This window comes from Salinivibrio sp. IB872 (genome assembly GCF_001995345.1).
GTDB classification, from domain to species: domain Bacteria; phylum Pseudomonadota; class Gammaproteobacteria; order Enterobacterales; family Vibrionaceae; genus Salinivibrio; species Salinivibrio proteolyticus.
Genome location: NZ_MUFO01000015.1, coordinates 46,561 through 61,557 on the forward strand (window position 1 = coordinate 46,561; position 14,997 = coordinate 61,557).

General features: G+C 51.6%; 15 protein-coding genes and 1 rRNA gene. 7 read left to right on the forward strand and 9 right to left on the reverse strand.

The annotated features are described in order from the left end of the window. Positions 1 to 42: 42 nt before the first annotated feature. Positions 43 to 336 carry a DUF2218 domain-containing protein gene (locus tag BZJ18_RS08250; protein ID WP_077456070.1) on the forward strand — a complete coding sequence of 98 codons (294 nt, stop codon included), beginning with the start codon at positions 43 to 45 and terminating at the stop codon, positions 334 to 336. On the opposite strand, the gene ykgO is transcribed toward BZJ18_RS08250, so the two are convergent. Both ykgO and BZJ18_RS08260 read right to left on the reverse strand, forming a co-directional pair. Continuing rightward, positions 333 to 476 (reverse strand): type B 50S ribosomal protein L36, encoded by a 144-nt coding sequence (gene ykgO / locus BZJ18_RS08255; RefSeq protein WP_046074543.1) that lies wholly within the window; start codon positions 474 to 476, stop codon positions 333 to 335. The two genes, BZJ18_RS08250 and ykgO, sit on opposite strands and share 4 nt — an antisense overlap. Beyond that, positions 473 to 742, reverse strand: coding sequence for a type B 50S ribosomal protein L31 (locus BZJ18_RS08260; RefSeq protein WP_077456071.1), 270 nt, complete (start codon positions 740 to 742; stop codon positions 473 to 475). The genes ykgO and BZJ18_RS08260 overlap by 4 nt, the downstream gene beginning before the upstream one ends. Before the next feature lie 412 nt (positions 743 to 1,154). Between BZJ18_RS08260 and BZJ18_RS08265 the strand changes: the two genes are divergently transcribed. Next, positions 1,155 to 2,465 carry an anaerobic C4-dicarboxylate transporter family protein gene (locus BZJ18_RS08265; RefSeq protein WP_077456072.1) on the forward strand — a complete coding sequence of 437 codons (1,311 nt, stop codon included), beginning with the start codon at positions 1,155 to 1,157 and terminating at the stop codon, positions 2,463 to 2,465. A gap of 71 nt (positions 2,466 to 2,536) precedes the next feature. On the opposite strand, the gene aspA is transcribed toward BZJ18_RS08265, so the two are convergent. Continuing rightward, positions 2,537 to 3,988, reverse strand: a complete 1,452-nt coding sequence (gene aspA / locus BZJ18_RS08270) for an aspartate ammonia-lyase (protein ID WP_371414227.1) — start codon at positions 3,986 to 3,988, stop codon at positions 2,537 to 2,539. Positions 3,989 to 4,294: 306 nt separating this feature from the next. On the opposite strand from aspA, the gene BZJ18_RS08275 reads away from it, so the two are divergent. Beyond that, positions 4,295 to 4,810 carry an FxsA family protein gene (locus BZJ18_RS08275; RefSeq protein ID WP_077456074.1) on the forward strand — a complete coding sequence of 172 codons (516 nt, stop codon included), beginning with the start codon at positions 4,295 to 4,297 and terminating at the stop codon, positions 4,808 to 4,810. 69 nt (positions 4,811 to 4,879) lie between these two features. Here the strand turns inward: BZJ18_RS08275 and BZJ18_RS08280 are convergent, their stop codons facing one another. Genes BZJ18_RS08280 through BZJ18_RS08295 form a run of 4 tightly spaced genes read right to left on the reverse strand, consistent with a single transcriptional unit; the run spans position 4,880 to position 9,669 of the window. Next, positions 4,880 to 6,838 (reverse strand): acetoacetate--CoA ligase, encoded by a 1,959-nt coding sequence (locus BZJ18_RS08280; RefSeq protein WP_077456075.1) that lies wholly within the window; start codon positions 6,836 to 6,838, stop codon positions 4,880 to 4,882. A 9-nt stretch (positions 6,839 to 6,847) separates the two neighbouring features. Further along, on the reverse strand, positions 6,848 to 7,468 hold the full coding sequence (gene maiA / locus BZJ18_RS08285; RefSeq protein ID WP_077456076.1) for a maleylacetoacetate isomerase: 621 nt from the start codon (positions 7,466 to 7,468) through the stop codon (positions 6,848 to 6,850). Positions 7,469 to 7,528: 60 nt separating this feature from the next. Next, entirely contained in the window at positions 7,529 to 8,515 is a 987-nt protein-coding gene (locus tag BZJ18_RS08290) for a fumarylacetoacetate hydrolase family protein (protein ID WP_077456077.1), read from the reverse strand. Positions 8,516 to 8,529: 14 nt separating this feature from the next. After that, positions 8,530 to 9,669 (reverse strand): homogentisate 1,2-dioxygenase, encoded by a 1,140-nt coding sequence (locus tag BZJ18_RS08295; protein WP_077456078.1) that lies wholly within the window; start codon positions 9,667 to 9,669, stop codon positions 8,530 to 8,532. 232 nt (positions 9,670 to 9,901) lie between these two features. On the opposite strand from BZJ18_RS08295, the gene BZJ18_RS08300 reads away from it, so the two are divergent. Beyond that, positions 9,902 to 10,390 carry a MarR family winged helix-turn-helix transcriptional regulator gene (locus BZJ18_RS08300; RefSeq protein ID WP_338013069.1) on the forward strand — a complete coding sequence of 163 codons (489 nt, stop codon included), beginning with the start codon at positions 9,902 to 9,904 and terminating at the stop codon, positions 10,388 to 10,390. Here BZJ18_RS08300 and BZJ18_RS08305 read toward each other — a convergent pair. Continuing rightward, complete coding sequence (locus BZJ18_RS08305; RefSeq protein WP_069586955.1) at positions 10,360 to 11,709, reverse strand: MATE family efflux transporter; 1,350 nt, start codon at positions 11,707 to 11,709, stop codon at positions 10,360 to 10,362. The genes BZJ18_RS08300 and BZJ18_RS08305 overlap by 31 nt on opposite strands. A 219-nt stretch (positions 11,710 to 11,928) precedes the next feature. Here BZJ18_RS08305 and BZJ18_RS08310 point away from each other — a divergent pair, with 219 nt between their 5' ends. Both BZJ18_RS08310 and groL read left to right on the forward strand, forming a co-directional pair. Then, a complete protein-coding gene (locus BZJ18_RS08310; RefSeq protein WP_069586954.1) occupies positions 11,929 to 12,219 on the forward strand; it encodes a co-chaperone GroES in 291 nt (96 codons plus the stop codon). A gap of 43 nt (positions 12,220 to 12,262) precedes the next feature. Beyond that, positions 12,263 to 13,909, forward strand: coding sequence for a chaperonin GroEL (gene groL, locus BZJ18_RS08315; protein ID WP_077456079.1), 1,647 nt, complete (start codon positions 12,263 to 12,265; stop codon positions 13,907 to 13,909). A gap of 78 nt (positions 13,910 to 13,987) precedes the next feature. Here groL and BZJ18_RS08320 read toward each other — a convergent pair whose 3' ends face one another. Then, the gene (locus BZJ18_RS08320) at positions 13,988 to 14,320 is read right to left on the reverse strand and encodes an SMR family transporter (protein WP_077456080.1); all 333 of its coding nucleotides are present in this window, start codon (positions 14,318 to 14,320) and stop codon (positions 13,988 to 13,990) included. A 489-nt stretch (positions 14,321 to 14,809) separates the two neighbouring features. On the opposite strand from BZJ18_RS08320, the gene BZJ18_RS08330 reads away from it, so the two are divergent. Next, a 16S ribosomal RNA gene (locus tag BZJ18_RS08330) occupies positions 14,810 to 14,997 on the forward strand; the annotation flags it as partial.

Genomic DNA, 14,997 nt, shown 5'->3' on the forward strand with positions numbered 1-14,997 from the left:
GCGATGAGGCTGGCATTCATGCCAGCCTACCAAGGAGAACGTATGCCTAGTATGACAACGATGATTGAGTCCGAGCATGCCCCGCGTTACTTGCAAACCTTGTGTCGTCACTTTGGTCGCAAAGTCGAGGCGAGCTGGGATGAGCAAACAGGACGCGTGCATTTCCCTGCGGGTGTGTGCGATATGCAGGTACAAGGGACCCAGTTGCGTGTTACATGCCATGCCGACGATGAGGCGAACTTAACCTTAGTGACTGAAACGGTCAGTAGCCACATCGAGATGTTTGCCCGCCGAGAAGCACTGCCCCATCAGTGGCAGTGCGTCGCCGACGCTTAGCTGCGTTTTTTTGCCCGCCCCTGCACGGCTTTAAAACGTGGATTGGTTTTGCAAATAACAAACATGCGCCCGCGACGACGGACAACCTGACAATCAGGGTGACGCTGGCGGGCGCTTTTCAGTGAGTTCACGACCTTCATGACGATTCCTTTTGACTGCGACCCACTTGGCCAAACTTGCGGGCGAAGTGTGCCGCGCGTCCTTCTTTGTTTGTGACCCGCTGTTTACCCGTGAACACCGGATGCGATGCACTGGAGACGTCGAGTGGAAAATAGGGATAGGTTTTACCGTCGTGCCATTCGATGGTACGTGATGTTTGCAAGGTTGAACCAACCATAAAATAGGTATCGACACTGGTGTCATGAAACACGACTTGTTGATACGGAGGGTGGATATCTTTTTTCACCGTGGAGTGCCTCTTGTCGTTGTATTTAATTGTTATGTTATATCATAACAATTAAATGTGAGGAAGCGGTGAATTGATCAATAACCCAACAGGCATTGGCGAAACAATCTGCGTTAAAGATCTCATTTTACGAACTTTTTGTTATGAAGGACGCAAAAGTGTTAGTTTTTATTACTTATATCAACACGCGTGTTACTGCTCACGGATAGCCTGTCATCCATGATGCTGCGCATGCGTGCACATCCCCTTCACGGAAGGCAAACATCATGATGATGCACAGACAAGGAACCGTCTCGACACTCATATCCCAATAACACTGGTTAACGTTGGCGACATTAGGGCGAAATGACAGACGATCATGGCGTTGGCTAGTAAGGAAATTGGGCCCAACTATCCAGAGTAGGAGAGCGTTATGTTTTTGGTTGAGTTTTTAGTAGTACTCAGCTGCATCTTGATTGGTGCCCGAATTGGCGGCATTGGTTTAGGTGTGATGGGCGGGGTTGGCCTCGCGATATTAAGTTTTGGGTTTGGTATGCAACCCACGCACCCACCGATTGATGTCATGCTGATGATCATGGCTGTTGTTGCCGCTGCGGCCAGTATGCAGGCAGCCGGTGGTCTCGATTTTCTGATTAAAATTGCCACGGGCATTTTGCGTAAAAACCCGCGTCACATTACCTTTATTGCCCCCTTAGTGACCTATGTCTTTACCATGATGGCGGGGACAGGACACGTTGCTTATTCCGTGTTGCCTGTGATTGCGGAAGTGAGCCGCCGTAGTGGCATTCGCCCAGCACGCCCATTAAGTATGGCGGTTATCGCCTCGCAATTTGCGATTGTGGCCAGCCCCATCGCTGCTGCTGTGGTGGCCTGCGTGGCCTTTTTAGAGCCACAAGGGATTACGCTCACCGATGTGCTGTCAGTGACCATTCCCAGTACCTTCATTGGTCTTGCGCTTGCGTGTGTGATCGTCAATAAGCTTGGCAAAGAGCTTAAAGACGATCCTGAGTACCAACGCCGCCTTCAAGACCCCGCATTTCGCGCAGAAATGGAAGCATCGTCGACCGTGGAAGAGGTCGAGGTGACGCCGGAAGCGAAAAAATCGGTGACCTTATTTTTACTCGGGGCCATTACCGTGGTGCTAATGGGGGCGTTTCCTTCGTTGCGCCCAGCCTTTGATGGTGTGCCTCTTGGCATGGCGCATACCATTGAAATTGTGATGCTGTCAGTCGGTGCACTGATCATCTTGACCTGTAAACCGGATGGAAATGCGATTAGCCAAGGTTCGGTGTTTCATGCGGGTATGCGTGCCATTGTCGCTATCTTTGGTATTGCGTGGCTGGGTGATACCTTGATTGGTGGGCATGCGGATATGGTAAAAGACGCCGTGTCTGGCTTGGTTGAGGTGGCGCCTTGGACGTTCGCCTTTGCCTTGTTTGCGTTATCGGTCATGGTGAATAGCCAAGGTGCAACAACGGCTGTGCTGGTGCCAGTAGCGATTACACTGGGTCTGCCACCCTCAATTATCATCGCGACCTTTGTGGCGGTAAATGGTTACTTCTTTATCCCCAATTATGGCCCTATCATTGCTTCTATTGATTTTGACCGAACAGGGACAACTCAGATTGGTAAATATGTGTTCAACCACAGCTTTATGGTGCCGGGGTTGCTCAGTATGGTCTTCAGTATTGCCTGCGGTTTGTTACTCACTCAGGTGCTGTAAGCCAATAGAAAGACAGGCGAATAAAAAAGGGCGCATTGAGCGCCCTTGTTGATCAGATAACCGTTATCCTCTTAGGCGTTAAAGCGTTTACCGCGATACTTGGGATGCATCAGGTTGTCGACGGAGAAGATGTCTTCAAGTTCTTCTTCGGTCATTAACCCGCGTTCTAGCACTACTTCTTTCACGCTCTTTCCTGTCTCAGCACAAATCTTGCCGACAATATCGCCCTCGTGGTGGCCGATAAAGGGGTTGAGATAAGTGATAATGCCAATCGAGTTGTGCACATAGTGCTCGCACACGTCTTGGTTGACGGTAATCCCGCTCACGCACTTCTCACCCAAGTTCCGGCAGCCATTCGCCAGAATGGAAATAGACTCAAACAGTGCCTGCCCAATCACGGGCTCCATCACGTTAAGCTGAAGTTGGCCGGCTTCGGCGGCAAACGTAATGGTGGTATCGTTGCCCATCACCTTAAAGCACACTTGGTTGACTACCTCGGGGATCACTGGGTTAACCTTGGCGGGCATGATGGATGAACCTGCCTGCATTTCTGGTAGGTTAATCTCATTGAGTCCCGCACGTGGGCCCGAGGAGAGCAGGCGCAAGTCGTTGCAGATCTTCGATAGTTTCACCGCCAAGCGTTTCAGCGCGCCATGGACCATGACGTACGCGCCACAGTCTGAGGTGGCTTCAATCAAATCTTCGGCCGGGATACATGGCAGACCTGTGATCTCAGCTAGGTGTTTTACCGCCAATTGCTGATAGCCTTCTGCGGCATTCAACTTGGTGCCAATCGCGGTCGCGCCGAGGTTAACTTCGAGCAGCAGTGCGGCGGTATATTTGATGTTTTTAATCTCTTCACGCAGTAGTACCGAAAAGGCTTTGAACTCTTGTCCGACCGTCATCGGTACTGCGTCTTGCAGCTGGGTGCGGCCCATCTTCAGTACGTGAGAGTAAGTCTCCGCTTTTTTGTTGAATTCGTTTTGCAGATAATCAATCGCATCCATCAATTTGAGAATGCTGTTGTAGACTGCAATTCGGAAGCCGGTGGGGTACGCACAGTTGGTCGATTGGCTCTTATTGACGTGATCGTTGGGGTTAATCACATCATAGTCACCTTTCTCATGCCCCATTAGTTCAAGCGCAAGGTTGGCAATCACCTCGTTAGCATTCATGTTCACTGAGGTGCCTGCGCCGCCTTGGAAGACATCCGAAGGGAACTGATCCATGCATTTACCCGTTTCCAAAATCTGGTCACAGGCTTTGATAATGTAGTCACCGACATCAGAGGGGATCACGCCGAGTTCTTGGTTTGCCATCGCGGCGGCTTTTTTGGTGTAAACCATGCCGCGTACGAAATCGGGAATGTCTGAAATACGGGTACTTGAGATAGTAAAGTTCTCAATGGCGCGCAAGGTGTGAATACCGTAATACGCATCGGCTGGAACAGCGCGTTGACCGAGTAAGTCTTCTTCAAGGCGGGTTGCAGTAGTCAGCGTAGGGGTATCATTGGGTGTAATAATCGTCTGAGACATGTGTTGGCCTTAACATCAAAGTTATTATAATGATTAAAACGTCGCCACAAATTTTGCTGTAGAATCCATTCCTCAGAGATTTTGGCTGGATGTATCGTCTCTTACATCCTTTCGCCGCTATTAGAGCATATGATGCGGTGAAAAGGGCTGACACCGGTCACAGCACTAAGAGGAGGTGATAACAAAATGCGCTTTCTTGCCGCGAGATTCAAGCAGTAAATCCACTTTCCCGATTCGGCTTTTGCGTGATTTTGATGTTAGGATGAAAAGTGAATTTCCAGTGCGAGGTGAACCGTGTTTCCAGTTTTATTACTGCTATTTATTTTGGTGCCAGTGATCGAAATTGGCCTGTTTATTCAGGTTGGTGGCTGGCTGGGGCTGTGGCCCACACTGGCACTGGTTTTGATTACCGCGTTTGTCGGTGCGTCTTTGGTGCGAAGCCAAGGCATTATGACCTTGGCTTCGGTGCAAGACAGGCTCAACCGAGGGGAATTACCCGCTCAGCAAATCCTTGAAGGCGTGATGTTGGCTGTCGCTGGCGTGCTGCTGTTAACGCCAGGTTTTATGACCGATGCGATGGGGATGTTGGTGCTTTTACCTGGGCCGCGAGCCGCGCTCGCCAAACAAGTGATGAAGCGCGTCACTGTGTCTCAAGCAGGCTTTAGCCAAGGTAGCTTCCATCAAGGGGGCAATGCGCAAGGTCCTTTTGGTGAGGATCCTTTCCGTCGCGGAGGCCGTGGTGAGGATGGCAATACCTTTGAGGGGGAATATGAGCGCAAAGATGACGATGATGACCATCGCCTGCGCTAAGCCATTTCGGGATTAAGCCCAGCCAAAAGGCCGCATGAAGATGCGGCCTTTTTCGATCATGGCGTCAGCTTACTCGCTGAGCTCGGGGCGCTGACGGTATTGGTCGAGTGATGCTGGGTTATCCAGTGCGCTTAACTGTGCCACGTCTTGGCCATGAACCACATCGCGCACCGCCAGCTCAGCCAGTTTCCCTGACTTTGTGCGTGGAATATCGCTCACCTCGGCAATCACGGCGGGAACATGACGCGGCGTGCACTGGGTACGGATGGTTTTTTTGATGGCTTGCTTGAGTGGCTCATCCAGTGTCACGCCGGCGGCGAGTTTGACGAATAGCACCACGCGGACATCATTTTGCCATTGCTGGCCGATGACCACTGAATCCATGATCTCGCTAAGCTGATTCACATGGCGATAGATTTCTGCCGTGCCAATTCGCACCCCGCCTGGATTCAATACCGCATCAGACCGACCATAAAACACCATGCCACCTTGTGCGGTCAGGCGCACATAGTCACCATGAAACCAGATATCATCAATCTTGTTCCAATAGGCGTTGTGATAGCGACTGCCATCGGTATCGTGCCAAAAGCCAACCGGCTGGTTGGGGAAGCTATTACAACACACCAGCTCCCCTTTCTGCTCCTCGACCGCTTGGCCTTGGGCGTTAAACACTTGCACATCCAGCGCCAAGCCCCGCTTTTGGCTTTCACCGCGATAAACCGGTGATAGTGGGCTGCCAAGAACAAAACAGCCACAAATGTCGGTGCCACCCGCAATCGAGCTTAATTGCAGATCAGACTTTATTTTTTGATAGACATAATCAAACTGTTCGGGCGCAAGTACCGAGCCGGTCGAACACAGGACGCGTAGCGACGTCAGCGAGTAATCATCTTTCGGTGCCACCCCTTGTTTTTCCAATGCTTCTAAGTATTTCGCCGCCGTACCAAAAAGGGTGAGCTGGTGCTGCTCGGCCAGTCGCCAAAGTACCCCCGCATCGGGATAAAACGGCGAGCCATCATAAAGCACCAAGGTCGCGCCGCTTGCCAAGGCACTGACCTGCCAATTCCACATCATCCAGCCGCAGGTGGTGAAGTAGAAAAAGCGATCGCCGGGGCGCACATCCGAATGGAGCTGATGCTCTTTCAAATGATTGAGCAATATTCCCCCCACTGAATGGATAATGCACTTGGGCTTGCCCGTGGTGCCGGAAGAGTACAGCACAAACAGTGGGGCATTGAACGCCACGCGGGTAAAGCGAAGCGGCGGCGCGTCGTGGGCTAATAAATCTTGCCAATTATCCACGCCAGCGGGTAAAGAAGGTCGCTCGCCATCAAAAGGGATCACCACGAGGCGCTCAATGGCCGGTACCTTATCCACTACTTGCTGTGCTTTATTCAGGCAGTCATAGGTTTTGCCGTTGTAGTGGTAATGATCGGTGGTAAACAGCACTTTGGGCTCGGTTTGGCCAAAACGGTCCAACACACTGTCGACGCCAAAGTCCGGTGAGGTTGAGGTCCAAATCGCGCCCAACGCCGCGGTGGCAAGCATCGCAATCACGGTTTCAGGCAGGTTAGGTAAATAGCCCGCAACCACATCGCCCGGCTGAACACCTTGCGTCTCTAAGTAGTGACGGATGGCCGCGACCTGATCGACGAGATCACGCCAAGTGAGGATTCGTGCTACCTCATGCTCACCGCTAAAAATCATCGCCGGTTGGTCGGCATATTGCTCTGCGTACTTGAGCAGGTTTTCGGCATAGTTGAGGCGCGCGGAGGGAAACCAGTGGCTATCACGATTAGGGTGCTCGGGGTCGATATCGCACACACTATCGCCCGGATCGCCGATCACGCCAGCAAATTGCCATAACTGTTGCCAAAAATCGCCGCTTTGACGTACTGACCAGGCATAAAGATCGTCATAACCACTTAGTTGGGTGTCGTGAGTCTGATTCACGGCACGGATAAACGCGGCGAGTAACGTATGGGTTTGACGTTCCTTATCCGGCGCCCACAACAATCCGTCTTTCATGTTCTCTCCTTAGCTCTTATCAGGGTGTGCCTGTATAAATGCATCCAGCGTTTGGCACTGTGCTTCAATGCGCGTCAAAGTTGGGTAGGCCGTTAAATCAAACGCAAATCGGCGTGCATTAAACAGCTGCGCGACCAAACAAATATCGGCCAAATTAGGCGCTTCTCCACCGATAAAGGGGCTGTCTAATCCCTGTAGTTTGGCTTCCAAGCCATCGAACCCTTGTTTTAGCCAATGGTGATACCAAGTGATTTTGTCATCATCACTGTGGCCAAAGGGGCCGGTTAAGTATTGCAGAACCCGTAAGTTATTGAGTGGATGCACATCACAGGCAATATCGAGCGCCAGAGATCGGCACTGGGCTTTTTGCACTGGATCACTGGGGAGCAGTTTTACCTGCGGATAGCGCTCATCGAGGTATTCGATAATGGCGAGCGATTGGCTCAAGGTGACATCGCCATCGACCAAGGTAGGCACTAAACCGGCGGGATTGAGCGAACGATAGGCGTCGCTGTGCTGGTGTTTATCCAGCAAAGACACGGTTTCTCGTTGGTAGGAGAGGCCTTTAAGGCCAAGGGCGATGCGGACGCGGTAGGCCGCGGTCGACTTACTGTAATCATAAAGCAGCATACAAGCTCCTAGACGGCATCAACGTCACGCGCGCCTAGAGGTACTAGGCGCGCATCAAGGTTATTCTGCGATGTAACGGGTCACGGTTTGCTCAATGGCGCCGAAAATAGACGCATCTTGGCTGTCGCGCATATCGATGGTGACGCTATCGCCAAAGGTCATAAACGGGGTTTTTGCCTCGCCTTGGTCGATAATTTCCAGCATGCGCTTTTCGGCTAAGCAGCAAGAGCCTTTACTGCGATCGGTATTGGACACGGTGCCGGAGCCAATAATGGTCCCGGCACTGACATGACGGCTTTTCGCTACATGGGCGACCAGTTCGGCAAAATCAAAGGTCATATCGACACCGGCGTCGGGCGAGCCAAACCAGTCGCCATTCAGAGTGACATGCATCGGCAAGTGGACTTTATGGTCGCGCCAGTGATCGCCCAGCTCATCGGGGGTAACCGCCACCGGTGAAAATGCAGAGGCGGGCTTAGATTGGAAAAAACCGAACCCTTTGGCAAGCTCGCCGGGGATCAGGTTGCGCAGAGAAACATCGTTGACCAGCATCAGCAATTTAATGTGTTGGCCGGCTTTGTCAGCGCTTAGGTGCATGGGCACATCATCGGTGACGACGGCAAGCTCGGCTTCAAAGTCACAGCCCCACGCATCATCGACCAATTCAATCTCGTCACGTGGGCCGAGAAAGCCATCAGACATGCCTTGGTACATCAATGGGTCAGTCCAAAAACTCTCAGGCATTTGTGCGCCGCGTGCTTTGCGCACCAGTTCAACGTGGTTAACGTAGGCGCTACCATCCGCCCACTGATAGGCGCGGGGCAGTGGTGAGTCGCAGACGCTTGGGTCAAAGGCAAAGGACTCACTGACTTGGTTGTCATTGAGCGCGTCGTAGCGCTGAGTCAGTTTGGGCGCCAGTGTCGCCCAATGATCGAGTGCCGCTTGTAGTGTGGGTGCAATATCGTCGGCGTGGACGGCGCGAGTAAGGTCACGAGAGACCAAAATCAATTTGCCATCACGTCCGTGTTTGAGTGAAGCCAGTTTCATTGCTTTCTCCTTCGCTATTCTGCGTCACTTGGCGTGCGCCAAGAGTAAACATAATCGGTCAGTTCGGTGGCTTTCGCCGCGTCGCCCATATCAAGAGGCATGCGGGTATCGATCATCACCGCCACTTCATCGGTCTCTTTTTTCTGATGTTTTTTGCCCGCGGCGAACGCTTTTGGGTGAGGGCCATGTGGGAAGCCACAAGGGTGTAGGGTCACCATGCCGGCATCAATGTTATCGCGGCTGAAAAAGTCACCTTGGTGATAGAAAAGCACCTCATCATAGTCATCGTTGTTGTGGTAGAAAGGCACCTTCAGTGCGCCAGGATCCGACTCGATTGGGCGGGGGACAAAGGTGCAAATCACAAAACCTTGCGCGACAAAGGTGGTGTGTGCGGATGGCGGTAAGTGATAACGATGGCTCATCAACGGGCGGATATCTCGCCAGTTGAGTCGGAATACAGTGAGGTTGCCCTTCCAGCCCACAGCATCGAGTGGGTTATAAGGATAAGTGACGCGGTTAAGCTGTTGGCGCGATTTGATCATCACCTGCCAGCTTTCGTTATCGGATTGCTGGGCTTTAAAGCTATCGTCAATGCGTGCATGTTCTAACACCGCAGGGTCAAACACCGCATGTTCGCCGACAATGCCTCGTTCGGCGCTCATGTAGGAGCCATGTGTCGCTTCAATCATCAGCAAGGTGGTGGCCTCATCCGGCACCAGGCGCCAGCTGGTGGCGCGAGGAACGATCAAATAATCGCCTTTGGTGTAGCGCAAGTGGCCATAATCGCAATACAGCGAGCCCTCGCCCTGATGGACAAACAAGCAATCGTCGCCATCGCTGTTGCGCACCAGATAAGACATGGCGGTATCGGTGCGCCATAAGCGAACCTGAACGTTGGCATTGGATAACAGCACAGGGGCATCCATTGGCGACGTGCCTTGAGTTTCAACTCGGTTGGTGTCAAACGCATGCGGTCGCAATGGGCCTTCCCACTCGCTCCAGCCCGTCGGGGGATGGCGGTGATACATATGACTGGCCGGGCCAAAAAAGCCTTCCTTGCCACACTCGCGCTCGTAGGTTCCCTCGGGAAAGTCGCAGTGGGCTTGACGTGAGGCATCCCCTTCACGAATGGGGAATGAAAACCACTTTCGCATAACTCGCTCCTTGTGCTGGGCGGCCGTGCTCACCGGGACGGCCAAATAGTTTCAAAAGAAACAATCTATCCGTTTATACTAGCGATCAGAGACGAGAAAAAGCAACGTTCTGTTAACAAATATTTTACCTTATGTGTTCAGTATTTTTGCCGCCTAAAAATCATAAGTGTAAACAAAGCACTACCTTTGCATCTTATCGAAGCCTCTCGTAAAGTAGGTTATATGATTTCATTTGAAACTAACTGATATGACCCTTCCTCATTTAGCGCTCGATAGCTTTTTGCCTTATAAGTTGGTCCACACGGCGGAGTTAGTTGCCGACAGTCTTGCGGCACGTTATGAAGCAGAGTTTGGATTGTCGCGTCCAGAATGGCGCGTGCTGGCCTCTTTGGGCGCACGTGATGGCGTGATGGCGAAAGATTTAGCCGCAGAAACGCGGTTGGATAAAGTAAAAGTGTCGCGCTTGCTTACTCGTTTAGAGCGGCATCAGTTGGTAGAGCGACGCGCGTGCCAAGGTGATCAGCGCGCCGCGTTAGTCCATTTGACCGACAAAGGCCGCACCCATTATCAGACCATTGTTCCCAAGGTGCTGGAGTGGGAAAAAGCCATGCTCGAGGGACTCAGTGCGGCGCAGTATCAAGCGCTTTATCAGGCGTTAGATGCGTTGCAGCACCGCGTTCATGAGCTGGCTCAGACGGACAGTGACGCCGCGAGTGTCTGACGGCGCAGCACCACGGCATACAGGTACGCCATAATACCGGCCAGTAGATTGGCAATGGCGATTCCCGCAAACAGGCCATGGGTGCCGTTGACCATGCCGCCCAGCCATGCACAGGGCACTAAGAAGACAAACAAACGCACTAGGTTGCAGGCGAACGAATGTAGCGAACGCTTCATGGCATTCAGGCCACCGACCAATAACATCAAGGTGCCTTGTAAGCCGTAACTGGCCGGGACCACCATTAAATAGTGGGCAATTTCTTGTTGAACCCGCACATCGTCACTGAATACATCCGCAATCAGATCGATAAAAGGCCACAGCGACAAGTACAAGGCAAACTGAAACAAGATGGCAAAGCGCATCGCGCTAAACAGCGCTTGAAAGGCCCGTTGATGGTATTGCGCACCAAAGTTTTGCGACATTAAGGGCGTGAGCGATGACGTCATCGCCATCATCACAATTAATAAAATGGCTTCAATACGCTGAGCGGCGCCATAGGCGGCAACGCTTTCTGTTCCCTGTGAGGCGAGCATCATCATTAAAATGGCGCCTGCGGCTGGGTTTAAGGCATTGGTCATTCCAGCCGGCATGCCAATTTTGAGGATCTGACGCACGTCAGTCGCTAGCTTGGTCCATTGCGGCGCCATCAGCAGTCGCTCACGGCGAATTAGTATACTCAGTGCGGCTATTAATGCGCCGGCCCAGCTGACGGCACTGGCGATGGCCGCCCCTTGCACACCCAGCTCGGGGAATGGACCCAAGCCAAAAATCAGTAAGGGGTCGAGCACGCCATTAATGACACCAGAGATCATCATGATTTTCGCCGGCGTTTTCGTGTCACCCGTGGCACGGATAGCCGCGTTCCCCGCCATCGGCACGACGAGTAATGGAATGGTGAGGTACCACACCTGCATATAATCGTGGATTAACGGCAATAAGTTGTCGCTAGCCCCCAACGCTGAGAATACTGGGTTAATGGTGGCGGCCCCTAACCAACCGACGGCCATCACCATGAATACCGCCAAGATCAAACCATGACTCGAGACCCGCGCAGCATCTTGATGATCGCCTTGGCCGAGTAATCGCGCTACCAAGGCGGCAATGCCGACCCCTAATCCGAGCGTGATGGAGTTAACCGCAAAGGTGATGGGAAAGGTGAAGCTCACCGCGGCTAATGCTTCCGTGCCAAGCAGTGAAATAAAGAAGGTATCCACCACATTGAACATGATGATCGCAAATAGCCCAAATACCATGGGGACGGTCATCTTACGCAATGTGAGGTTGATCGGGGCGGACAGCAGCCCGTGTTTGTCGTTCATAATCTCTGATCACTGGGTTGGGACGGCTTACCCTAGCGGATCGCACCTAGGTGAGGAAGCTGCCGGGTAAAAAAAATCAAAAAAATTGCTGTAAAACCCTTGGGAAAGAAAAAGGGCGTCCCCACATAGGGAGTTACATCAGGAACCGGACGCATGAACGGCCTGTGTGCATACTTACTTCATCAAACGGAACATCATTACTAATTCAGGAGACGACCGATGAACATTCGTCCACTACATGATCGCGTTATCGTTGAGCGCCAAGAAGCTGAGTCTAAATCAGCAGGCGGCATCGTGTTAACTGGTTCTGCTGCAGAAAAGTCTACTCGCGGTAAAGTACTGGCGGTAGGCAATGGCCGTATTCTTGAAAACGGCAACGTGCAGCCATTGGACGTTAAAGTGGGTGACACTGTTATCTTCTCTGAAGGCTTCGGTACTAAGAGTGAAAAAATCGACGGTAAAGAAGTCCTGATCCTGTCAGAAAGCGACATTATGGCAATCGTTGAGTAATTCATTTCACCTCCAATCAAGAACGTAAGAAAGGAATAGAATCATGGCTGCTAAAGACGTTAAATTTAGTGACGACGCGCGCGCGAAAATGCTCGAAGGTGTGAATGTTCTGGCGGATGCCGTGAAAGTCACACTAGGCCCTAAAGGTCGTAACGTTGTTCTAGACAAATCATTCGGTGCGCCAACCATCACCAAAGACGGCGTGTCTGTTGCCCGTGAAATCGAGCTGGAAGACAAGTTCCAGAACATGGGCGCACAAATGGTAAAAGAAGTCGCTTCACAAGCAAATGATGCGGCAGGTGACGGTACGACCACTGCAACTGTATTGGCGCAATCTATCGTCAATGAAGGCTTGAAAGCGGTTGCAGCGGGCATGAACCCAATGGATCTGAAGCGTGGTATCGACAAAGCGGTGGTTGCTGCGGTTGAAGAGCTGAAAAAACTGTCTTCACCTTGCTCAACCAGCAACGCGATCGCTCAGGTGGGTACTATCTCTGCCAACTCAGATGAGACTGTGGGTAAGATCATTGCTGAAGCCATGGATAAAGTGGGTCGCGACGGTGTTATCACTGTTGAAGAAGGCCAATCTCTGCAAGACGAGCTGAGCGTTGTTGAAGGCATGCAGTTCGACCGTGGTTACCTGTCTCCTTACTTCATCAACAACCAAGAAGCTGGCAACGTTGAGCTGGATAACCCATTTATCCTGCTGATCGACAAAAAAGTGTCTAACATCCGTGAGCTGCTACCAACGCTAGAAGCGGTTTCTAAAGCCTCTCGTCCACTGTTGATCATCGCAGAAGATGTTGAAGGTGAAGCGCTGGCGACATTGGTTGTCAACAACATGCGCGGCATCGTGAAAGTTGCTGCGGTGAAAGCGCCTGGCTTTGGTGATCGTCGTAAAGCGATGCTACAAGACATCGCGACACTGACTGCTGGTACCGTGATCTCAGAAGAGATTGGCATGGAACTGGAGAAAGTGACGCTGGAAGATCTAGGGCAAGCTAAGCGTGTCACTGTCACTAAAGACAACACCACCATTATCGACGGTGTTGGTGAAGAAGCCTCTATCGAAGCGCGTGTTGCTCAAATTCGTCAACAAATCGAAGAAGCGAGCTCAGACTACGACAAAGAAAAACTGCAAGAGCGCGTCGCCAAACTGGCTGGCGGTGTTGCAGTAATCAAAGTCGGTGCGGCGACTGAAGTTGAGATGAAAGAGAAGAAAGACCGCGTTGAAGATGCTCTGCACGCGACTCGTGCGGCAGTGGAAGAAGGCGTGGTTGCCGGTGGTGGCGTTGCGCTTATCCGTGCCGCTAGCAAAGTTGGCGAGCTGAAAGGCGATAACGAAGAGCAAAACGTCGGTATCCGTGTTGCACTGCGCGCCATGGAAGCGCCTATTCGTCAAATCGCGACTAACGCGGGTGACGAAGATTCAGTGGTTGCGAACAATGTGAAAGCAGGTGACGGTAACTATGGTTACAACGCCGCAACCGGTGAATACGGTGACATGATCGAAATGGGTATTCTTGACCCAACCAAAGTGACTCGTAGTGCACTGCAGTTTGCTGCCTCTGTTGCTGGTCTAATGATCACCACCGAAGCAATGGTTACTGACTTGCCACAAAAAGACGGCGGTGCAGATATGGGCGCTGCTGGTATGGGTGGCATGGGCGGTATGGGCGGCATGATGTAATTGCCCTTACCCTGAAAAAGAAAAACCCAGCTTCGGCTGGGTTTTTTGTTTTAGCTCGACCGTAAGTGGGCGTGATGACTAGTGCGGAGACGCAGATGAAAATAAATTCATCACGGCCACACCGGCAACAATCAGTGCCATTCCAATCACCGCAGGCGTATCAAGTTTCTGACCGAAGACCAACCAACCAATGAGCGCTATCAAAGTCACACCGGCGCCAGCCCAGATGGCATAAGCAATGCCCACAGGGATCGCTCGGAGTGTTAGCGCAAGCAAATAGAAGGAAAAACTGTATCCCACCACCACTAATACGGAAGGGACGAGCTTAGAAAAGCCGTCACTGCTTTTGRGTGATGCGGTTGCAATCACCTCTGCCACGATGGCAAACCCCAGAAAAAGCCAATGCTTCATATCGATGACTCCCTAGTGAGAAACAGAGCGACTATGCTACCAGCCCGAATGTATGATGTATGCCACATTTTATGGAAAGAGCAGAGGGTGGGTACTATAATAGGAAGCTTGGTAAGCGAAAGTGGGACGGTTTTTGCTGGTTTATTAAACAAAACGACCGTTTTTGTTCACTTTTTGCGCTAACGAAAAGTTTTTTGCAAAAAGGGGTTGCGGGAAAAACTGAAATCTCTATACTGCGCTTCCTGTCGACGGGGCAATGAGACGCAAGTCACGAAATGCCGACCACTAAATCGACACGCTCTTTAACAATTTGACCTATGCAATCTGTGTGGGCACTCGTTGAGAATAGACAAAAAGATTTATTCGATGAACTGAGTGACCAAACGACAACTTTTACAGTTGTTCGGCACAGTCAATTCGTTTTTCTCTTCGGAGATAAACAGTAATCAGTATTCATTGAGCTGAAACTTCGGTTTCGAAAAAAAACTTTAATTGAAGAGTTTGATCATGGCTCAGATTGAACGCTGGCGGCAGGCCTAACACATGCAAGTCGAGCGGAAACGGCAGTATTGAAGCTTCGGTGGATTTACTGGACGTCGAGCGGCGGACGGGTGAGTAACGGCTGGGAACCTGCCCTGACGAGGGGGATAACCGTTGGAAACGACGGCTAATACCGC